The sequence below is a fragment of the Algoriphagus iocasae genome (assembly GCF_014206875.1).
GTDB classification, from domain to species: domain Bacteria; phylum Bacteroidota; class Bacteroidia; order Cytophagales; family Cyclobacteriaceae; genus Algoriphagus; species Algoriphagus iocasae.
This window is the reverse complement of record NZ_JACIJO010000002.1, coordinates 74,578-91,319: the sequence shown is the minus strand read 5'-3', so window position 1 is coordinate 91,319 and position 16,742 is coordinate 74,578. Positions and strand designations below refer to the sequence as shown.

Genomic DNA, 16,742 nt, shown 5'->3' with positions numbered 1-16,742 from the left:
TTTTTTCACAAGTACGACCCTTATTGCTTAATCGTAACAGTTGGCATAATGAAGCATCTTGTGCCTGGGATAATACAATTTGTAATGCTTACTTCATTCATATCCGAATTTTGGTAATTCTGAAGGATTGAATACTTGGTAGATTCGGATTGACTTTGAGGTGCCATCACAAAGCCAGTAGCTACCGTCAGCGCAGACGCGCCTAATGCAAGGACTTGCTTCTGGGGAAATTTTGGGTTCTTTTTCATAACTGGTTGATTTTTAAAGGAAAAAAAACAGATTAGTTTTCAAAATTTTTAATCGAAAAAAAATGAAAAGTTTTCAGAAAAAAATAGACCTGACTCAAACCCATTCGGTATCTAGGAAATTTTGTCAGAAAATGTTGACTTTTTCCCATAGAAATCTGATGAAAGTAATCTCCTTTCAATGGACTGATGAGTGGTGCTTGCTTGAGTTGGAGTTTTGCGAATTTTATTCTTTGCGAGAGATCCTGGAGAAGAGAGATGTGGATAGTGAGTTCGTCAATCTGATGATCAAAGACCTCCTAAGTGGATTGGCCTATCTCCACTCACGAGGATTTGTCCATGGGGATTTAAAGCTTTCAAATGTTTTGCTTGCCAAAGAACGTGATCAGCTGGTAGTTAAGCTCGGAGATCTGGATACGGCCCGCCCAATCCCAAGTAAGTTTTCTTTGCAAGGATTTTATACCCCGGAGATCATGGCTCCTGAGTGCTATTTGAAAGGAATAATCGATGAAAGAGTCGATGTTTGGTCATTTGGTGTGATGCTATTTAGGATTTTCACAGGGGATTACCCATTTGGTCATAGGGATACTTTTACTTTTGAACAAATTAGAGAAAATGTTAAAAATTACTCTTTTCAAACTTTTAAAGTCCAAGATATTCCTGTGCCTTATAGTACTTTAATTGAAGCTTGTCTAGAGCCTGAACTTAAAAACAGACCTTCTGCTTTAGAATTAATAGAATGGTTGGATTTTTCATAATAAAATATAACTACTTAATTTTGTTCATCTTATTACTTTGGTTACCTTTGCAGTCCAAAATTTAACAGTTTACAGGAAAACTAAATTTTATCAGTTAATGCCTACTATTCAACAGTTAGTAAGAAAAGGTAGAACTACACTGGAGACAAAATCAAAATCTAGAGCTTTGGATGCATGTCCTCAGCGAAGAGGGGTTTGTACCAGAGTATATACTACCACCCCTAAGAAGCCTAACTCAGCAATGAGAAAAGTGGCGAGGGTGAGATTGACAAATGGAAAAGAAGTGAACGCTTACATTCCAGGTGAAGGTCACAATCTACAGGAGCACTCTATCGTATTGATCAGGGGTGGTCGTGTGAAAGATCTACCAGGTGTAAGATATCACATCATCCGTGGTGCACTAGATACAGCAGGAGTTAAAGACCGTAAGCAAGGTCGCTCTAAGTATGGTGCTAAGAGGCCGAAAGCGGCAAAGAAATAATACTTTATAACATTTAGAAAAAATGAGAAAAGCGAAACCAAAGAAGAGATATATTCTTCCTGATCCGAAGTTCAACGATACCTTGGTAACCAAGTTTGTGAACTGTTTGATGGTAGACGGGAAGAAGAGTATTGCTTACAGAATTTTCTACGATGCAGTAGAAAAAGTTGAGGAAAAAGTAGGTGAGAATGGTCTTGAAGTTTGGAAAAAAGCGCTTAACAATATTGCTCCATCCGTAGAGGTGAAGAGTCGTAGAGTTGGTGGTGCTACGTTCCAGGTTCCAATGGAAGTTCGTCCGGAAAGAAAATTATCTCTAGGTATCAAGTGGATGATCACTTATGCTAGAAGAAGAGGTGAGAAAACTATGATGGATAGACTTGCAGGTGAGATCATTGCTGCTTCCAAAGGCGAAGGTGCCGGAGTGAAGAAAAAAGATGATACGCACAGAATGGCCGAGGCTAACAAAGCATTCTCCCACTTTAGATTTTAATTAGGATGGCAAGAGACTTAAAATATACCAGAAATATCGGTATTGCCGCTCATATCGATGCTGGTAAGACAACTACCACTGAGCGAATTCTTTTTTATTCTGGGGTTTCCCATAAAATCGGTGAGGTGCACGATGGTGCTGCTACGATGGACTGGATGGCGCAGGAGCAGGAGAGAGGTATTACAATTACTTCCGCTGCAACTACCGTATTCTGGAACTACAGAGATCAAAAATATCAAATTAACATCATCGATACTCCGGGACACGTTGACTTTACAGTTGAAGTAAACCGTTCTTTGAGAGTATTGGATGGTTTGGTTTTCCTATTCAGTGCTGTGGATGGTGTTGAACCACAGTCTGAAACTAACTGGCGATTAGCTGATAATTACAAAGTAGCCCGTATTGGTTTCGTTAACAAAATGGACCGTGCTGGTGCTAACTTCCTTGAAGTTTGTAAGCAAGTGAAGGAAATGCTTGGTAGCTATGCGGTACCATTGCAACTTCCTATCGGAGCTGAAGACAAATTCCGTGGCGTTGTTGACTTGATCAATAACAGAGCTATCGTATGGAATGAGGAAGATATGGGAATGACTTTCGAAGAAGTTCCTATTCCTGAAGATATGACTGAAGACGTAGAGCAGTGGAGAGAGCATTTGCTTGAGGCTGTTGCTGAGTACGACGAGTCATTGATGGAAAAATTCTTTGATGATCCAGATTCAATTACAGAAGAAGAAATTCTTACTGCTTTGAGAAAAGCTACCATCGACATGAAAATTGTCCCTATGGTATGTGGATCTTCATTCAAAAATAAAGGTGTTCAGACCATGCTTGATTTGGTGATGGAATTGCTTCCTTCTCCAATGGATAAGGATGATATCATTGCTTCTGCTCTTGATGATGAAGATAAGAAAGTAGCGATTTCACCTAGCGAAGACGAGCCATTTGCTGGTTTGGCATTTAAAATTGCTACTGACCCATTCGTGGGTAGACTTTGCTTTGTAAGAGCATATTCTGGTAGATTGGATTCTGGATCTTACGTATTCAATAGCCGTTCTGGCAACAAGGAGCGTATCTCCCGAGTATTCCAGATGCACGCTAACAAACAAAACCAAATCGATGCTTTAAGAGCAGGTGATATTGGTGCAGTAGTTGGATTTAAGGACATCAAAACCGGTGATACACTTTGTGCTGAAAGCCGTAAAGTTGTTCTAGAATCTATGGTATTCCCTGAGCCGGTTATCGGATATGCTATTGAGCCTAAAACTCAAGCGGATGTTGATAAGTTGGGTATGGCGATTGCCAAGCTAGTAGAAGAAGATCCTACACTTCAAGTAAATACTGATCATGAAACTGGTCAGACTATCTTGAGAGGTATGGGTGAGCTTCACTTGGATATCATTATCGACCGTCTTAAGAGAGAATTCAAGGTTGAAATCAACCAAGGTGCTCCTCAGGTTGCTTACAAAGAAGCTTTGTTTGGTTCTGTAGAGCACAAAGAAGTTTACAAGAAGCAGTCAGGTGGTAAAGGTAAATTTGCTGATATCGTATTCGAAATCGGACCGAAAGATGCTGATCCTGAAACTGGTGAGATCAAGCCAGGACTTGACTTTGTCAATGGTATCGTAGGTGGTGTAATTCCTAAGGAATTTATCCCAGCGATCCAGAAAGGATTTGCAGAATCTATGAAGAATGGACCTTTGGCTGGATACCCAGTAGAGTCTATGAAAGTTAGATTGTTCCACGGTTCTTTCCACGATGTCGATTCAGATGCACTTTCTTTCGAATTGGCAGCTAGAATTGGATTCAAAGAAGCAGCTAAGAAATGTAGACCTCAGTTGTTGGAGCCAATCATGTCTGTAGACGTAGTTACTCCTGACGAATATACTGGTCCAATTACTGGTGATTTGAACAGAAGAAGAGGTTTGATGAAAGGGATGGATACTAAAGGTACTTCATCTGTGGTGAAAGCAGCAGTGCCATTGTCAGAATTGTTCGGTTATATTACTGACCTTAGAACGATTTCTTCTGGTAGAGCAACAGCTTCTTTGACATTCTCTCACTACGAGCCTGTGCCAAATAACATAGCAGAGGGCGTAATTGCTAAAGTAAAAGGTCAGAAAGACTAATCAATATTTGCGATGAATCAGAAAATTAGAATAAAACTAAAATCATACGATCATAGCCTGGTGGATAAGTCATCAGAGAAAATCGTAAAGGCAGTTAAAGCCACTGGTGCAGTAGTAGTGGGACCAATTCCATTGCCTACTAAAAAGGAGAAGTTCACAGTATTGAAGTCTCCACACGTAAGTAAAAAAGCAAGAGATCAGTACCAACTTTGTACTTACAAGAGATTGGTTGATATCTACTCTAACAGTTCTAAAACTGTGGATGCTTTGATGAAAATCGAGCTTCCAAGTGGAGTAGATGTTGAGATCAAAGTTTGATCTGCTCTTCTAAATTTTATAAAAAAGACCTGTGCATCCGTGCAGGTCTTTTTATTTTCTCACCTTTTTGATATTTCTCAGGAGTATTTAAATGTTTAAAGATTCGAAAAACTCTCTAAATGTTTGAAAATATACGAGTTGGCATTTGTTGCAGAATTTTATTTCAGTAACTTTGCAGTCCTTTAAAAGGGCTCATGCGTATAAACGCTTGTGAATTATCAAATTATCTTATTATAGATGTCTGGTATTATAGGTAAAAAAGTAGGAATGACTAGCATTTTCAGTGCCGATGGGCGTAATGTCGCATGCACGCTAATAGAAGCTGGTCCTTGCGTAGTGACGCAAGTAAAAAACGTTGAAACAGACGGGTACAACGCAGTGCAGTTGGCATATGGCGAGCGTAAAGAAAAAAATACGCCAAAGCCATTGATCGGTCACTTTAAAAAGGCCGGTACTACGCCAAAGCAAAAAGTTGTTGAGTTCAGAGAATTCCGGGTCGAGTTTGAAGGCCAGGTAGATCTAGGGGCTACTGTGAAGGCAGGTGAAGTATTCATCGAAGGTGACTTCGTGGATGCTATCGGTACTTCAAAAGGTAAAGGATTCCAAGGTGTAGTAAAACGTCACGGTTTTGGTGGTGTGGGTGGTCAAACTCACGGTCAGCACAACAGACAGAGACACCCAGGTTCCATTGGTGCTTGTTCTTGGCCATCAAGAGTATTCAAAGGAATGCGTATGGCAGGAAGAACCGGCGGTGACAGAGTGAAGGTAATCAACCTAAGAGTGTTGAAAATCTATCCTGAGCAAAACCTGCTGTTGGTTTCTGGTTCAGTACCAGGTCCTAAAAATTCTTTCGTTATTCTAGAGAAATAAGTCCATGGAATTAGCAGTAATAAATCATAAAGGAGAAGATACTGGAAGAAAGGTGAACCTTTCTGACGAGATCTTCGCAATCGAGCCAAATGATCACGCGATCTATTTGGACGTGAAGCAGTACTTGGCGAACCAAAGACAAGGTACTCACAAGTCAAAAGAAAGAAATGAAATCGCTGGTTCTACTAAGAAGATCAAAAAGCAAAAAGGCACTGGTAGTGCAAGAGCTGGATCTTTGAAGTCACCGCTTTTCAGAGGTGGAGGTAGAGTATTTGGTCCTAAGCCAAGAAACTATTCCTTCAAATTGAATAAAAAGTTAAAGCAGTTGGCTAGAAAATCTGCGCTTTCTTACAAAGCAAAAGATAACAGCCTACTAGTATTGGAGAACCTTTCTTTTGAGGCTCCTAAGACTAAAAGCTATTTGGCATTGTTGAACGGTTTATCTCTTGCAGATAAGAAAACATTGGTAGTTCTTCCTGAGGAGAACAAGAATGTTTACTTGTCAAGCAGAAACCTTCCAAAGTCCAAAGTAGTGACTGTAAATGATGTAAATACTTACCAAGTTCTTAACGCTGACCACTTAGTGATTTGTGAAGGTTCTGTAAGTATGTTGGAAACCATTTTATCGAAATAAGACAATGGATATTCTAAAGCAGCCTTTAATTACTGAGAAAGTCTCTGCCATGAACGAAAAAGGAGTTTATGGATTTATCGTAGAGAAAACTGCGAAAAAGCCAGAGATCAAGAATGCAGTAGAGAAAACATACGGTGTGAATGTGGTTTCTATCAGAACCATGAGATATGCTGCGAAGCATAAAACTAGATACACCAAGAACAAAGTGGTGTCAGGCTTTACCAATGCTTTCAAGAAAGCAATTGTAGAAGTAGCTGACGGACAGGTAATTGATTTTTACGGAGAAATTTAATTGAATCAATATCATGGCAATTAAAAAATTGAAGCCTGTAACTCCAGGGACAAGATTTAGAGTAGCTCCAGCTTTTGACGAGATCACCAAGTCAAAGCCAGAGAAGTCTCTTCTTGCTCCTTTGAAGAAATCAGGCGGAAGAAATAATGAAGGCAAAATGACTGCTCGCTACATTGGTGGTGGTCATAAGAGAAGACTAAGAATTGTAGACTTCCAAAGAAATAAGTTTGGTGTACCTGCTACCGTAAAGGCTATCGAGTATGATCCAAACAGAACAGCACGTCTTGCCCTGCTTTATTATGCAGACGGTGCTAAGGCCTACATTATCGCCCCGGAAGGTTTGGCAGTGGGACAAACAGTGATTTCCGGTGAGCAAGTTGCTCCAGAAGTAGGTAATGCTATGCCTTTGGCAAATATTCCTTTGGGTACTATCGTACACAATGTGGAATTGAAGCCAGGAAAGGGTGGAGTAATGGCCAGAAGTGCTGGTGGATATGCGCAGATCGTAGCTCGTGAGGGTAAATACGTAACTGTAAAACTTCCTTCCGGCGAAATGAGACTCGTTTTAGGTGTTTGTATGGCAACAGTAGGAACTGTTTCTAACGGAGACCACATGAACGTAGTACTTGGAAAAGCTGGTCGTAAGAGATGGTTAGGTGTAAGACCTCGTACAAGGGGTGTTGCGATGAACCCAGTAGATCACCCAATGGGTGGTGGTGAAGGTCGTTCTTCCGGTGGACATCCAAGATCTAGAAAAGGTCTATTGTCTAAAGGTAAGAAAACCAGATCACCTAAGAAGTATTCAAACAAGTTCATCATCAGCAAAAGATCTAAATAATCATGGCACGTTCATTAAAAAAAGGTCCTTATATCGAACATCACCTGGTGAAGAAAGTGGATGTTATGAACGAGTCCGGCAAGAAATCTGTCATCAAGACTTGGTCAAGAAGATCTATGATTTCTCCAGACTTCGTAGGACATACCTTCGCTGTGCATAATGGAAATAAATTTATCCCAGTATTCGTGACTGACAACATGGTAGGTCACAAACTAGGTGAATTTGCTCCAACCAGAAATTTCAGAGGCCACATTGCCAAAAAAGATAAAGGAAAGAGATAATCATGGAAGCTATCGCAAGATTAAATAATGTTCCTACTTCTCCGCGTAAGATGCGCCTTGTGGCTGACCTTGTCAGAGGCAAGAGAGTTGGGAATGCACTTAGTATTTTAAAGTTTACTCCTAATCATGGAGCTTTAAGATTAGAAAAGTTATTGCTTTCTGCCGTTGCCAACTGGCAGGCAAAGAATCCTGACGCGAAACTTGAAGAAGCAGATTTGTTTATCAAAACCATCATGGTTGACGAAGGCAGATCTCTTAAGAGATTGAGACCAGCTCCTCAAGGTAGAGGTCACAGGATTCGCAAAAGATCCAATCATGTAACTCTCGTAATCGATTCATTCGATGCAGGTGATGTTACCGCTGATGTAGTAGAAACTAACGAAAAGGCAAATTAAGAACAGACTATGGGACAAAAGATCAACCCAATAGGATTTAGACTTGGTGTAGTCAAAGGCTGGGATTCCAACTGGTATGGTGGGAAAGACTTCGCTGAAAAACTATACGAAGATCAGCAAATCCGTAAGTACGTCCTTGCCAGAATTCCTAAAGGTGGGATTGCTAAGGTGATCATTGAGCGTACGCTTAAGAGAATCACTCTTACCATTCATACTGCCAGACCAGGTGTTGTTATTGGTAAAGGTGGAGCCGAAGTAGACAAGCTGAAAGAAGAACTTAAGAAGATCACCAGCAAAGATATTCAAATCAATATCTTCGAAATTAAGCGTCCTGAATTAGATGCGAAATTGGTAGGTGAATCTATCGCTCAGCAACTTCAAGCTAGAATTTCCTTCAGAAGAGCAATGAAACAAGCCATTGCAGCATCCATGAGAGTGGGAGCAGAAGGAATCAAAGTAAAACTTTCTGGACGTCTGGGTGGAGCCGAAATGGCAAGATCCGAAATGTACAAAGAAGGAAGAATTCCTCTTCACACATTGAGAGCAGACATCGATTACGCACTTTCTGAAGCACTTACAGTGTACGGAATCATCGGAATCAAAGTTTGGATCTTCAAAGGTGAAGTGTACGGTAAAAGAGACCTTTCTCCAAATCAGGGAGCAGCTAACGAGCCAAAAGGCGGACGTAATGCAGGCCCTAAGAGAAACGACGGTCCAAGACGCAGAAAAAGAAATAACTAATTTTCACCGACTAAGTGAGAACTCATGTTACAGCCAAAAAGAACTAAATATAGGAAAATGCAAAAGGGCCGTGTCAAAGGCATTGCACAAAGAGGGCATACGCTTTCTTTTGGCAACTTTGGCATCAAATCCCTGGAGGCAGGATGGATTACTTCTCGTCAGATCGAGGCAGCTCGTATCGCGATGACAAGAGCCATGAAAAGAGAAGGTCAAGTTTGGATCAGGATTTTTCCTGACAAACCTATAACCAAAAAGCCCGCAGAGGTTCGTATGGGTAAGGGTAAAGGTGCTCCAGAATATTGGGTAGCTGTTATCAAACCAGGAACGATCCTTTTCGAAGCTACAGGCGTGAGCCTGGAGACTGCTAAAGAGGCGTTAAGATTAGCACAACAGAAGCTACCAGTAAGTACAAATTTCATCGTTCGTAGAGATTACGTAGAATAGAATGACTATGAAAAATACTGAGATCCAAGCACTTGCTGCAAGTGAAATCGCCGAGCGTATTGTCGCTGAGCAGGGGAATCTATCCAAACTTAAGTTTGCGCATACGATATCTCCTATAGAGAATCCTAATAGAATCCGCGAGACCAAGCGTCTGATCGCAAGATTGAAGACTGCATTGGCTGCCAAATAACTAGCTAACAGAAAAAGAAATGGCTACGATTGAGAGAAATCTTCGAAAAGAAAGAGTTGGTAAAGTGGTAAGTAACAAAATGGATAAATCCATTACCGTTGCAGTTGAGCGTCGCGTGAAGCATGCCATGTACGGTAAATTTGTTGCCAAAACAACCAAATTTATGGCTCATGACGAGAAAAACGAGTGTAACCCAGGTGACCTTGTTAAAATAAGCGAAACTCGTCCGCTGAGTAAGAACAAACGTTGGAGAGTAGTTGAAATTATTGAAAGGGCTAAATAATCATGATACAACAAGAATCCAGACTAAGTGTGGCGGACAACTCCGGTGCCAAAGAGGTATTGGTGATCCGTGTATTGGGAGGAACCAAGAAGCGTTACGCTTCAATTGGTGACAAAGTAGTCGTGACTGTAAAGTCAGCCCTATCTTCCAGCAACATGAAAAAAGGTACCGTTTCAAGAGCGGTTATCGTACGAACCAGAAAAGAAATTAGAAGAAAAGACGGTTCTTATATCCGATTTGAGGACAACGCTGCTGTATTGTTGAATAACAACGATGAGCCTAGAGGCACTCGTATCTTCGGCCCTGTCGCAAGAGAATTGAGAGAGAAGCAGTTTATGAAAATCGTTTCTTTGGCCCCTGAAGTATTGTAATCATGGAAAGAAAATTCAATAAGCAGCCTAAGCTGCATATCAAAACCGGCGATACTGTAAAGGTGATTTCTGGTGATGACAAAGGCAAAACTGGCAAAGTACTTTCTGTAGATACAGCTAAAAGAAGAGCTTTCGTAGAAGGAATCAATATGATTACCAAACACGTGAAGCCTACTGCTGCAAAACCACAAGGTGGTATCGAAAAGAAAGAAGCTGCTTTGCATATCAGTAACCTGATGCTTGTAGATCCTAAGACTGGTGAAGCTACCAGAACAGGTCGTAAGGCAGGTGAAAATGGTAAACTAGTGAGATACTCTAAGAAAACTGGGGAGGTGATCAATGGCTAATCCAAGAATCAAACAAAAATATGTGGACGAAATCGTCCCAGCTTTGAAGGAGAAGTTCCAATACTCTTCTGTAATGCAAGTACCAAAATTGTCCAAAATTGTTTTGAACAAAGGTATTGGTGCTGCTGTAGCAGATAAGAAATTGGTTGACCAAGGTGTTGAAGAGCTTTCTTTGATCACTGGACAAAGAGCTGTCGCTACTAAAGCGAAGACTTCTGTGTCTAACTTTAAGCTTAGAGAAGGCATGCCCATCGGAGCTAAAGTTACTTTGAGAGGTCAGAAAATGTACGAATTCCTAGACAGATTGATGACTGTAGCTCTTCCACGTGTAAGAGACTTCAAAGGAATCTCTGATAAAGGATTCGACGGAAGAGGAAATTACACATTAGGTGTAACTGAGCAAATTATCTTCCCTGAGATCAGCATCGAAAAGGTGAATAGAATCTCTGGTATGGATATTACATTTGTGACTTCCGCAAATTCAGATGAGGAAAGCTTCGCGTTATTGAAGGCTTTCGGAATGCCGTTCGTTAACAAAAATAAAGAAGAATAGTCATGGCAAAAGAGTCCATCAAAGCTCGTGAGAGAAAAAGAGAACGTCTGGTAGCCAAGTATGCTAAGAAAAGAGCTGAGCTAAAAGCAGCTGGCGATTACGAAGCACTTGACAAATTGCCAAAGAACGCTTCTCCGGTAAGATTGCACAATAGATGTAAATTGACCGGTCGTCCAAAAGGCTACATGAGAAAATTCGGTATCAACAGGGTAACCTTCAGAGAAATGGCCTCATCAGGCAAAATTCCTGGAGTGACTAAGTCCAGCTGGTAAAATAACGACAGTAGTTTTTATTCTAAAAATCAATTCGTAACTTTGCACGCCCAAATAGGGTGGAGCTAGACTTATAAAATATCATGACTGATCCAATAGCTGATTATCTGACTAGGTTGAGAAATGCGATTAAAGCATCACACCGAATCGTAGAGATACCTGCTTCTAACATTAAGAAGGAGATTACAAAAGTATTGCACGACAAAGGATATATCCAGAATTACAAGTTTGAAGAGAATGGTCCTCAGGGAACAATCAAAATCGCTTTGAAATTCAATCCTTCTACAAAGCAAAACGCAATTGTAAATCTTACAAGAGTAAGTACTCCAGGTTTGAGAAAATATGCTAAGCATGACTCTCTTCCAAGAGTTATCAATGGCCTAGGTATCGCCATTATTTCCACCTCAAAAGGTGTAATGACTGACAAAGAAGCCCGCGTTGAAGGCGTTGGGGGCGAAGTACTTTGCTACGTATATTAATTTACTATCATGTCTAGAATAGGTAAAAAACCAATAAATCTACCTGGCGGTGTTACTGTAGACGTGTCAGCTCACGGGCTGGTCACTGTTAAAGGTCCAAAAGGTACGCTCACTCAGGATGTGAATCCCGATATTGAGGTTAAAGTGGAAGACAACAATGTTGTTGTTTCCAGACCTACTGATTCCAAAAGACACAAGTCTATGCACGGACTTTACAGATCTCTTATCAATAACATGATTATTGGAGTGTCTGAAGGTTACAAGAAAGACTTGGAGCTTGTGGGTGTAGGTTATAAGGCTACTAATCAGGGTCAAGTTCTTGAACTTTCCCTAGGTTATTCTCACAATATCTTCTTTGCGCTACCTGCTGAGGTAAGTGTGAAGACAGAAACTCCTAAAGGTAAAAACCCGATCATTACTTTGGAGGCAATTGACAAGGAACTGATCGGACAAGTTGCTGCCAAAATCAAAGGACTTCGTAAAGTTGAGCCTTACAAAGGTAAAGGTGTGCGCTTCGTGGGTGAACAAGTTAGACGTAAGGCTGGTAAAACTGCCGGTAAAAAATAATAGGTTATGGCATTTAATAAGAATTCCAGAAGACTTAGAATCAAGCAGGGTATCAGAAGAAAGATTTCTGGTACTGATTCCAGACCTCGTTTGTCAGTTTTCAAAAGTAATACTGGCATGTATGCTCAGCTTGTTGATGACCTTAAAGGTCAGACATTGGCTCAGGCATCTTCCAAAGAATTAGGAGCGAAAGCCAACACCAACATTGCAATTGCTACAGAAGTAGGTAAGAAATTAGCTGAAAGAGCTGTTGCAAATGGAGTTAGCGAAGTAGTATTCGATAGAAACGGCTACTTGTACCATGGTAAAGTGAAAGCTTTGGCAGATGGTGCCAGAGAAGGAGGCCTTAAATTTTAATCAACTATGTCTCAACTAAGAAAAAAGCCTATCAGGGCTACAGATACAGAACTTAAAGAAAAAGTAGTTGCTATTAACAGAGTAGCCAAAGTGGTGAAAGGTGGTAGAAGATTCTCTTTTTCTGCAATAGTTGTAGTAGGTGACGGTGCTGGAGTGGTTGGTTACGGTTTAGGTAAGGCTAACGAAGTAACTGACGCAATCACCAAAGGTATCGAAGATGCTAAAAAGAATTTGGTAAGAGTACCAGTTTTGAAAGGAACCATTCCTCACGAGCAAATTGGTAAATTCGGTGGAGGTTTTGTATTGATCAAACCAGCTGCGGCAGGTACCGGTGTTATCGCTGGTGGTGCAATGCGTGCTGTATTGGAAAGTGCCGGCGTTACTGACGTATTGGCAAAATCTAAAGGATCATCAAACCCTCACAACGTAGTGAAAGCAACAATCGATGCTTTGACTCAATTAAGAGATGCTATTGCAGTATCTCAGCAAAGAGGTGTGAAAATGTCTAAAGTCTTTAACGGATAATCATCATGGGAAAGATCAAAATCACACAAACTAAAAGTACTATCGACCGTCCGAAGGATCAAAAAGCAACTATCACTGCTTTGGGTCTAGGAAGAATCAGTAAGTCTGTTGTAGTTGAAAATACTCCACAGATCGCTGGTATGGTTAATAAAGTTAATCACCTTGTAAAAGTGGAGGAAGCTTAATTATGAAACTGCATACATTAAAACCAGCAGAAGGGTCTACAAAAAATCGTAAAAGAATCGGTAGAGGTACTGGTTCTGGAAGAGGTGGAACTTCTACAAGAGGTCACAAAGGTGCTAAATCTAGATCTGGATATAAGTCTAAGGCTGGATTTGAAGGTGGTCAGATGCCACTTCAGAGAAGAGTTCCTAAATTTGGCTTCAAAAGCTTGAACAAGGTTGAGTTCAAACCAGTAAATTTGGATACCTTGCAAAAACTTGCTGAGGAGTTTAACTTAGCGGCGATTGACATGGAAGCTTTAGTAGCTCATGGTGTTGCTTCTAAGAACGACAAAATCAAAATCCTCGGTGGAGGTGAATTGAAAGCCAAATTAGACGTAACCGCTCATCAATTCTCCGCTTCTGCTTCAGAAGCAATTGAGAAAAACGGTGGTTCTGTAAACAAGATTTAAGTAAATGAAAAAGTTTATTTCGACGGTTAAGAATATTTTCTCTATCGAAGATCTGAGAGTTAGGATCCTGAACACAGTCGGGTTCCTAATTATCTTCAGATTGGGTTCTTACGTTGTACTTCCAGGTGTTGACCCTTCCCGTCTTGGTGAAGGTTCCGCTGAAGGCATCTTCGGACTGATAGATACATTCCTAGGTGGTGCATTTAGTAATGCTTCCATCTTCGGACTTGGCATCATGCCATATATTTCTGCTTCAATTGTGTTGCAGCTGTTGACTGTCGGAGTACCTTACTTTCAAAAAATGCAGAAAGAGGGTGAGTCTGGAAGAAAAAGAATCAACCAGATTACTCGAGTATTGACAATTCTTATCACTATTGCGCAAGGTATTGGTTACGTAAGTGCCACTATTCTTCCTACAGGTGCTGTGATGGTTAGTACTTCCCTTTTCATGTTTAGTTCATTGGTATTATTATCTGCCGGAACCATGTTTTGTATGTGGTTGGGAGAGAAAATCACTGAGAAAGGTATCGGTAACGGTATCTCTATGCTAATCATGATTGGTATCATCTCTAGATTCCCAGGCGCTATTATCGCTGAAGGTTTAGAGAAAGGGACTTCAGGCATGTTACTTTTGATTATAGAAGCAGTTGTATTGTTCTTTGTGGTGGTTGGTGTTATTGCACTTACTGAAGCGACAAGAAGAATTCCTGTTCAGTATGCCAAGCAAGTTGTTGGCGGTAAAGTTTACGGTGGCCAGAGACAGTATATCCCTATTAAGGTGAATGCTTCTGGGGTAATGCCGATTATCTTTGCTCAATCATTGATGTTCCTACCTGCATTGATTTCAGGAATCTGGGCTTCAGAAAGTGATATCGCTAACTACATCGGGAATACGTTCAGTGACTTTACGTCTTGGCAGTACAATCTCCTATTCGCAGTCTTAATTATCCTTTTCACATTCTTCTACACTGCTATCACAGTTAACCCTGAGCAAATTGCAGAAGATATGAAGAGAAATGGAGGATTTGTACCGGGTATCAAGCCAGGTGCTCCTACATCTGAGTTTATTGATGGCATCATCTCTAAAATCACGTTGCCAGGATCTATCCTTTTAGCTGCAGTAGCTATTTTACCTGCCTTGGCAATCATCGCTGGTGTAGGTGGAGAGTTTGCTCAATTTTATGGAGGAACTTCCCTATTGATTATGGTAGGTGTTATCCTTGATACATTGAGACAAATCGAAAGCTACTTGTTGATGCGTCATTACGAAGGAATGATGAAAAGCGGTAATATGAAGAATAATCCTTCTAATTACCAAGTAGCATAATATGATTCATTATAAGACTTCAGAAGAAGTTCATATAATAAAAGAAAGTGCCGATATACTTGGCAGAGCCCATGGGGAAGTAGCCAAGTATGTCAAGGAAGGGGTAAAGACCTCATTCCTGGATAAAGTTGCTGAAGAGTTTATCAGGGATCACCAAGGAGTTCCTTCATTTAAAGGATACAATGGATTCCCTGCTTCACTCTGTATATCTGTGAACGAAGTAGTTGTTCATGGTTTTCCCAGCGATTATGAATTGAAAGATGGCGATATAATCTCAGTAGATTGTGGAGTCTTTCACCAAGGTTTTCATAGCGATTCCGCTTATACGTACCCAATTGGTGAGGTTTCCCCTTCTGTCTTAGCATTACTTAAAGCCACCCGAGATTCATTGTACCTGGGTATTGAAAAGGCTGTATTTGGAAATAGAATAGGAGATGTTGGGAATACCATCCAAAGATTCGTAGAAGCTAAAGGCTACACAGTAGTCAGAGAGCTTGTAGGACATGGCATTGGACGTAATCTTCACGAATCCCCCGAAGTTCCCAATTATGGCAAAAAAGGTAGCGGGCCCCTGTTAAAGGCAGGAATGGTGATTGCAATTGAGCCAATGGTGAATCTAGGTACACGAAATATTGTACAGGAGCGCGATGGATGGACGATCCGCACAGCTGATCGTAAACCTTCTGCACACTATGAGCACACAGTGGCAATATTTGAAGATAAAACAGAGGTTTTGACAACCCATAAATACATAGAAGAGAATTTTAAATTCTAATATGGCTAAACAGACATCTATAGAGCAAGACGGTACCATTATCGAAGCATTGTCAAACGCAATGTTTAAAGTGGAACTAGAAAATGGACATCAGTTGATCGCGCATATTTCAGGTAAGATGAGAATGAATTACATCAAAATCCTTCCTGGAGATCGTGTCAAATTAGAGTTGTCTCCCTATGATTTATCAAAAGGTAGAATTGTATATCGTTATAAATAGACTGATATGAAAGTAAAGACATCTATTAAGAAGAGAAGTGCTGACTGTAAGTTGATCAGAAGAAACGGAAAACTTTACGTCATCAACAAGAAGAATCCTAAGTTTAAACAAAGACAAGGTTAAGATTATGGCTAGAATTGCAGGTGTAGATATACCAGACAATAAGCGAGGCGAAATCGGGCTTACATATATCTTCGGAATTGGAAGAAGCTCCGCCAAGGCGATCCTGAGCAAAGCCGGTATCTCCTTCGACAAAAAAGCAGGTGAGTGGGATGACGATGAGTCAACTGCTATCCGTAACATTATTGCCGAAGAATTCAGAACAGAAGGTGTTTTGAAGTCAGAGATCCAATTGAACATCAAGCGACTGATGGACATCGGTTGTTACAGAGGTTTGAGACACAGAAAAGGACTTCCAGTTCGTGGTCAGCATACCAAGAACAACGCCAGAACAAGGAAGGGTAAGAGAAAGACAGTTGCTAACAAGAAAAAAGCAACTAAATAAAACCTGATTAGATTATGGCTCAGAAAAGAAACGATAAAGCAAAAGGTAAAAAAAGAGTTGTTAAGGTAGAAGCTGTAGGGCAAGTTCACATCAGAGCTTCCTTCAACAATATCATCATCTCTATTACCAATAATGCAGGTCAAGTGATCTCTTGGGCTTCTGCCGGTAAAATGGGATTCAGAGGTTCTAAGAAAAATACTCCTTACGCTGCACAGATGGCTGCGCAAAACTGCGGACAAGTGGCTTATGACTTAGGTTTGAGAAAAATCGAAGTTTTTGTAAAAGGTCCAGGATCTGGTCGTGAATCAGCGATCAGAACATTGCAAAATGTAGGATTGGATGTAACGACTATTACAGACGTAACTCCTATGCCGCACAATGGTTGTCGTCCTCCTAAGCGTAGAAGAGTTTAATTTTAAATTTG

32 protein-coding genes are annotated in these 16,742 nt (G+C 40.6%); 31 read left to right on the top strand and 1 reads right to left on the bottom strand.

The window, feature by feature from the left end; genetic code table 11:
• Window positions 1-20: 20 nt before the first annotated feature.
• Entirely contained in the window at window positions 21-248 is a 228-nt protein-coding gene (locus FHS59_RS07865) for a hypothetical protein (protein ID WP_184494605.1), read from the bottom strand.
• Between the two features lie 62 nt (window positions 249-310).
• On the opposite strand from FHS59_RS07865, the gene FHS59_RS07860 reads away from it, so the two are divergent.
• The 31 genes from FHS59_RS07860 (at window position 311) to rpsK (ending at window position 16,731) form a co-directional block, all read left to right on the top strand.
• A complete protein-coding gene (locus FHS59_RS07860) occupies window positions 311-1,003 on the top strand; it encodes a protein kinase domain-containing protein (RefSeq protein WP_184494604.1) in 693 nt (230 codons plus the stop codon).
• A 97-nt stretch (window positions 1,004-1,100) separates the two neighbouring features.
• Window positions 1,101-1,484 (top strand): 30S ribosomal protein S12, encoded by a 384-nt coding sequence (rpsL, locus tag FHS59_RS07855; RefSeq protein WP_014772291.1) that lies wholly within the window; start codon window positions 1,101-1,103, stop codon window positions 1,482-1,484.
• Window positions 1,485-1,506: 22 nt separating this feature from the next.
• On the top strand, window positions 1,507-1,974 hold the full coding sequence (rpsG, locus tag FHS59_RS07850) for a 30S ribosomal protein S7 (protein ID WP_074226873.1): 468 nt from the start codon (window positions 1,507-1,509) through the stop codon (window positions 1,972-1,974).
• 5 nt (window positions 1,975-1,979) lie between these two features.
• The gene (gene fusA, locus FHS59_RS07845; protein WP_184494603.1) at window positions 1,980-4,100 is read left to right on the top strand and encodes an elongation factor G; all 2,121 of its coding nucleotides are present in this window, start codon (window positions 1,980-1,982) and stop codon (window positions 4,098-4,100) included.
• A 12-nt stretch (window positions 4,101-4,112) separates the two neighbouring features.
• Entirely contained in the window at window positions 4,113-4,418 is a 306-nt protein-coding gene (gene rpsJ / locus FHS59_RS07840; RefSeq protein WP_008203035.1) for a 30S ribosomal protein S10, read from the top strand.
• Between the two features lie 237 nt (window positions 4,419-4,655).
• Window positions 4,656-5,288: a 50S ribosomal protein L3 gene (rplC, locus tag FHS59_RS07835; RefSeq protein WP_184494602.1), complete on the top strand. Its 633-nt coding sequence runs from the start codon at window positions 4,656-4,658 to the stop codon at window positions 5,286-5,288.
• Between the two features lie 4 nt (window positions 5,289-5,292).
• Complete coding sequence (gene rplD / locus FHS59_RS07830; protein ID WP_184494601.1) at window positions 5,293-5,922, top strand: 50S ribosomal protein L4; 630 nt, start codon at window positions 5,293-5,295, stop codon at window positions 5,920-5,922.
• Window positions 5,923-5,926: 4 nt separating this feature from the next.
• Window positions 5,927-6,214 carry a 50S ribosomal protein L23 gene (gene rplW, locus FHS59_RS07825; RefSeq protein WP_184494600.1) on the top strand — a complete coding sequence of 96 codons (288 nt, stop codon included), beginning with the start codon at window positions 5,927-5,929 and terminating at the stop codon, window positions 6,212-6,214.
• 13 nt (window positions 6,215-6,227) lie between these two features.
• The gene (rplB, locus tag FHS59_RS07820; RefSeq protein ID WP_184494599.1) at window positions 6,228-7,052 is read left to right on the top strand and encodes a 50S ribosomal protein L2; all 825 of its coding nucleotides are present in this window, start codon (window positions 6,228-6,230) and stop codon (window positions 7,050-7,052) included.
• A gap of 2 nt (window positions 7,053-7,054) precedes the next feature.
• Window positions 7,055-7,333: a 30S ribosomal protein S19 gene (gene rpsS, locus FHS59_RS07815; RefSeq protein ID WP_074226879.1), complete on the top strand. Its 279-nt coding sequence runs from the start codon at window positions 7,055-7,057 to the stop codon at window positions 7,331-7,333.
• A gap of 2 nt (window positions 7,334-7,335) precedes the next feature.
• Window positions 7,336-7,728 carry a 50S ribosomal protein L22 gene (rplV, locus tag FHS59_RS07810; protein ID WP_184494598.1) on the top strand — a complete coding sequence of 131 codons (393 nt, stop codon included), beginning with the start codon at window positions 7,336-7,338 and terminating at the stop codon, window positions 7,726-7,728.
• Window positions 7,729-7,737: 9 nt separating this feature from the next.
• On the top strand, window positions 7,738-8,469 hold the full coding sequence (gene rpsC, locus FHS59_RS07805) for a 30S ribosomal protein S3 (RefSeq protein ID WP_184494597.1): 732 nt from the start codon (window positions 7,738-7,740) through the stop codon (window positions 8,467-8,469).
• A gap of 24 nt (window positions 8,470-8,493) precedes the next feature.
• Window positions 8,494-8,913, top strand: a complete 420-nt coding sequence (rplP, locus tag FHS59_RS07800) for a 50S ribosomal protein L16 (RefSeq protein WP_184494596.1) — start codon at window positions 8,494-8,496, stop codon at window positions 8,911-8,913.
• Window positions 8,914-8,920: 7 nt separating this feature from the next.
• Entirely contained in the window at window positions 8,921-9,103 is a 183-nt protein-coding gene (gene rpmC, locus FHS59_RS07795) for a 50S ribosomal protein L29 (RefSeq protein ID WP_184494595.1), read from the top strand.
• A gap of 19 nt (window positions 9,104-9,122) precedes the next feature.
• Window positions 9,123-9,386, top strand: coding sequence for a 30S ribosomal protein S17 (rpsQ, locus tag FHS59_RS07790; RefSeq protein ID WP_074226883.1), 264 nt, complete (start codon window positions 9,123-9,125; stop codon window positions 9,384-9,386).
• 2 nt (window positions 9,387-9,388) lie between these two features.
• Entirely contained in the window at window positions 9,389-9,757 is a 369-nt protein-coding gene (rplN, locus tag FHS59_RS07785; protein WP_057939449.1) for a 50S ribosomal protein L14, read from the top strand.
• 2 nt (window positions 9,758-9,759) lie between these two features.
• Window positions 9,760-10,104: a 50S ribosomal protein L24 gene (gene rplX, locus FHS59_RS07780; RefSeq protein ID WP_221444475.1), complete on the top strand. Its 345-nt coding sequence runs from the start codon at window positions 9,760-9,762 to the stop codon at window positions 10,102-10,104.
• A complete protein-coding gene (gene rplE, locus FHS59_RS07775) occupies window positions 10,097-10,657 on the top strand; it encodes a 50S ribosomal protein L5 (protein WP_184494594.1) in 561 nt (186 codons plus the stop codon). Before rplX ends, rplE begins: the two co-directional genes overlap by 8 nt.
• 2 nt (window positions 10,658-10,659) lie before the next feature.
• A complete protein-coding gene (gene rpsN, locus FHS59_RS07770; protein ID WP_008203013.1) occupies window positions 10,660-10,929 on the top strand; it encodes a 30S ribosomal protein S14 in 270 nt (89 codons plus the stop codon).
• An 83-nt stretch (window positions 10,930-11,012) separates the two neighbouring features.
• Window positions 11,013-11,408 carry a 30S ribosomal protein S8 gene (gene rpsH / locus FHS59_RS07765; protein WP_184494593.1) on the top strand — a complete coding sequence of 132 codons (396 nt, stop codon included), beginning with the start codon at window positions 11,013-11,015 and terminating at the stop codon, window positions 11,406-11,408.
• A 9-nt stretch (window positions 11,409-11,417) separates the two neighbouring features.
• Complete coding sequence (gene rplF / locus FHS59_RS07760) at window positions 11,418-11,975, top strand: 50S ribosomal protein L6 (RefSeq protein WP_184494592.1); 558 nt, start codon at window positions 11,418-11,420, stop codon at window positions 11,973-11,975.
• Window positions 11,976-11,981: 6 nt separating this feature from the next.
• On the top strand, window positions 11,982-12,332 hold the full coding sequence (rplR, locus tag FHS59_RS07755; RefSeq protein WP_184494591.1) for a 50S ribosomal protein L18: 351 nt from the start codon (window positions 11,982-11,984) through the stop codon (window positions 12,330-12,332).
• A gap of 6 nt (window positions 12,333-12,338) precedes the next feature.
• A complete protein-coding gene (gene rpsE, locus FHS59_RS07750) occupies window positions 12,339-12,857 on the top strand; it encodes a 30S ribosomal protein S5 (protein WP_184494590.1) in 519 nt (172 codons plus the stop codon).
• Between the two features lie 5 nt (window positions 12,858-12,862).
• Window positions 12,863-13,042 carry a 50S ribosomal protein L30 gene (gene rpmD / locus FHS59_RS07745; RefSeq protein WP_074226890.1) on the top strand — a complete coding sequence of 60 codons (180 nt, stop codon included), beginning with the start codon at window positions 12,863-12,865 and terminating at the stop codon, window positions 13,040-13,042.
• 2 nt (window positions 13,043-13,044) lie between these two features.
• Window positions 13,045-13,491: a 50S ribosomal protein L15 gene (gene rplO, locus FHS59_RS07740; RefSeq protein WP_184494589.1), complete on the top strand. Its 447-nt coding sequence runs from the start codon at window positions 13,045-13,047 to the stop codon at window positions 13,489-13,491.
• A 4-nt stretch (window positions 13,492-13,495) separates the two neighbouring features.
• Window positions 13,496-14,818 carry a preprotein translocase subunit SecY gene (gene secY, locus FHS59_RS07735; protein ID WP_184494588.1) on the top strand — a complete coding sequence of 441 codons (1,323 nt, stop codon included), beginning with the start codon at window positions 13,496-13,498 and terminating at the stop codon, window positions 14,816-14,818.
• 1 nt (window position 14,819) lies between these two features.
• The gene (gene map, locus FHS59_RS07730) at window positions 14,820-15,593 is read left to right on the top strand and encodes a type I methionyl aminopeptidase (RefSeq protein ID WP_184494587.1); all 774 of its coding nucleotides are present in this window, start codon (window positions 14,820-14,822) and stop codon (window positions 15,591-15,593) included.
• Window position 15,594: 1 nt separating this feature from the next.
• The gene (gene infA, locus FHS59_RS07725) at window positions 15,595-15,813 is read left to right on the top strand and encodes a translation initiation factor IF-1 (protein WP_008202999.1); all 219 of its coding nucleotides are present in this window, start codon (window positions 15,595-15,597) and stop codon (window positions 15,811-15,813) included.
• A 6-nt stretch (window positions 15,814-15,819) separates the two neighbouring features.
• Window positions 15,820-15,936 carry a 50S ribosomal protein L36 gene (gene rpmJ / locus FHS59_RS07720; protein ID WP_184494586.1) on the top strand — a complete coding sequence of 39 codons (117 nt, stop codon included), beginning with the start codon at window positions 15,820-15,822 and terminating at the stop codon, window positions 15,934-15,936.
• Between the two features lie 4 nt (window positions 15,937-15,940).
• Complete coding sequence (gene rpsM / locus FHS59_RS07715) at window positions 15,941-16,318, top strand: 30S ribosomal protein S13 (protein WP_008202997.1); 378 nt, start codon at window positions 15,941-15,943, stop codon at window positions 16,316-16,318.
• Window positions 16,319-16,332: 14 nt separating this feature from the next.
• Window positions 16,333-16,731 (top strand): 30S ribosomal protein S11, encoded by a 399-nt coding sequence (rpsK, locus tag FHS59_RS07710; protein WP_074226895.1) that lies wholly within the window; start codon window positions 16,333-16,335, stop codon window positions 16,729-16,731.
• Window positions 16,732-16,742 lie beyond the last annotated feature (11 nt).

What these genes read in the sequence shown, in the direction of transcription:
- FHS59_RS07865 (WP_184494605.1), bottom strand. Translation starts at nt 248, where the DNA reads ATGAAAAAGAACCCAAAATTTCCCCAGAAGCAAGTCCTTGCATTAGGC.
- FHS59_RS07860 (WP_184494604.1), top strand. Translation starts at nt 311, where the DNA reads ATGAAAAGTTTTCAGAAAAAAATAGACCTGACTCAAACCCATTCGGTA.
- rpsL (WP_014772291.1), top strand. Translation starts at nt 1,101, where the DNA reads ATGCCTACTATTCAACAGTTAGTAAGAAAAGGTAGAACTACACTGGAG.
- rpsG (WP_074226873.1), top strand. Translation starts at nt 1,507, where the DNA reads ATGAGAAAAGCGAAACCAAAGAAGAGATATATTCTTCCTGATCCGAAG.
- fusA (WP_184494603.1), top strand. Translation starts at nt 1,980, where the DNA reads ATGGCAAGAGACTTAAAATATACCAGAAATATCGGTATTGCCGCTCAT.
- rpsJ (WP_008203035.1), top strand. Translation starts at nt 4,113, where the DNA reads ATGAATCAGAAAATTAGAATAAAACTAAAATCATACGATCATAGCCTG.
- rplC (WP_184494602.1), top strand. Translation starts at nt 4,656, where the DNA reads ATGTCTGGTATTATAGGTAAAAAAGTAGGAATGACTAGCATTTTCAGT.
- rplD (WP_184494601.1), top strand. Translation starts at nt 5,293, where the DNA reads ATGGAATTAGCAGTAATAAATCATAAAGGAGAAGATACTGGAAGAAAG.
- rplW (WP_184494600.1), top strand. Translation starts at nt 5,927, where the DNA reads ATGGATATTCTAAAGCAGCCTTTAATTACTGAGAAAGTCTCTGCCATG.
- rplB (WP_184494599.1), top strand. Translation starts at nt 6,228, where the DNA reads ATGGCAATTAAAAAATTGAAGCCTGTAACTCCAGGGACAAGATTTAGA.
- rpsS (WP_074226879.1), top strand. Translation starts at nt 7,055, where the DNA reads ATGGCACGTTCATTAAAAAAAGGTCCTTATATCGAACATCACCTGGTG.
- rplV (WP_184494598.1), top strand. Translation starts at nt 7,336, where the DNA reads ATGGAAGCTATCGCAAGATTAAATAATGTTCCTACTTCTCCGCGTAAG.
- rpsC (WP_184494597.1), top strand. Translation starts at nt 7,738, where the DNA reads ATGGGACAAAAGATCAACCCAATAGGATTTAGACTTGGTGTAGTCAAA.
- rplP (WP_184494596.1), top strand. Translation starts at nt 8,494, where the DNA reads ATGTTACAGCCAAAAAGAACTAAATATAGGAAAATGCAAAAGGGCCGT.
- rpmC (WP_184494595.1), top strand. Translation starts at nt 8,921, where the DNA reads ATGAAAAATACTGAGATCCAAGCACTTGCTGCAAGTGAAATCGCCGAG.
- rpsQ (WP_074226883.1), top strand. Translation starts at nt 9,123, where the DNA reads ATGGCTACGATTGAGAGAAATCTTCGAAAAGAAAGAGTTGGTAAAGTG.
- rplN (WP_057939449.1), top strand. Translation starts at nt 9,389, where the DNA reads ATGATACAACAAGAATCCAGACTAAGTGTGGCGGACAACTCCGGTGCC.
- rplX (WP_221444475.1), top strand. Translation starts at nt 9,760, where the DNA reads ATGGAAAGAAAATTCAATAAGCAGCCTAAGCTGCATATCAAAACCGGC.
- rplE (WP_184494594.1), top strand. Translation starts at nt 10,097, where the DNA reads ATGGCTAATCCAAGAATCAAACAAAAATATGTGGACGAAATCGTCCCA.
- rpsN (WP_008203013.1), top strand. Translation starts at nt 10,660, where the DNA reads ATGGCAAAAGAGTCCATCAAAGCTCGTGAGAGAAAAAGAGAACGTCTG.
- rpsH (WP_184494593.1), top strand. Translation starts at nt 11,013, where the DNA reads ATGACTGATCCAATAGCTGATTATCTGACTAGGTTGAGAAATGCGATT.
- rplF (WP_184494592.1), top strand. Translation starts at nt 11,418, where the DNA reads ATGTCTAGAATAGGTAAAAAACCAATAAATCTACCTGGCGGTGTTACT.
- rplR (WP_184494591.1), top strand. Translation starts at nt 11,982, where the DNA reads ATGGCATTTAATAAGAATTCCAGAAGACTTAGAATCAAGCAGGGTATC.
- rpsE (WP_184494590.1), top strand. Translation starts at nt 12,339, where the DNA reads ATGTCTCAACTAAGAAAAAAGCCTATCAGGGCTACAGATACAGAACTT.
- rpmD (WP_074226890.1), top strand. Translation starts at nt 12,863, where the DNA reads ATGGGAAAGATCAAAATCACACAAACTAAAAGTACTATCGACCGTCCG.
- rplO (WP_184494589.1), top strand. Translation starts at nt 13,045, where the DNA reads ATGAAACTGCATACATTAAAACCAGCAGAAGGGTCTACAAAAAATCGT.
- secY (WP_184494588.1), top strand. Translation starts at nt 13,496, where the DNA reads ATGAAAAAGTTTATTTCGACGGTTAAGAATATTTTCTCTATCGAAGAT.
- map (WP_184494587.1), top strand. Translation starts at nt 14,820, where the DNA reads ATGATTCATTATAAGACTTCAGAAGAAGTTCATATAATAAAAGAAAGT.
- infA (WP_008202999.1), top strand. Translation starts at nt 15,595, where the DNA reads ATGGCTAAACAGACATCTATAGAGCAAGACGGTACCATTATCGAAGCA.
- rpmJ (WP_184494586.1), top strand. Translation starts at nt 15,820, where the DNA reads ATGAAAGTAAAGACATCTATTAAGAAGAGAAGTGCTGACTGTAAGTTG.
- rpsM (WP_008202997.1), top strand. Translation starts at nt 15,941, where the DNA reads ATGGCTAGAATTGCAGGTGTAGATATACCAGACAATAAGCGAGGCGAA.
- rpsK (WP_074226895.1), top strand. Translation starts at nt 16,333, where the DNA reads ATGGCTCAGAAAAGAAACGATAAAGCAAAAGGTAAAAAAAGAGTTGTT.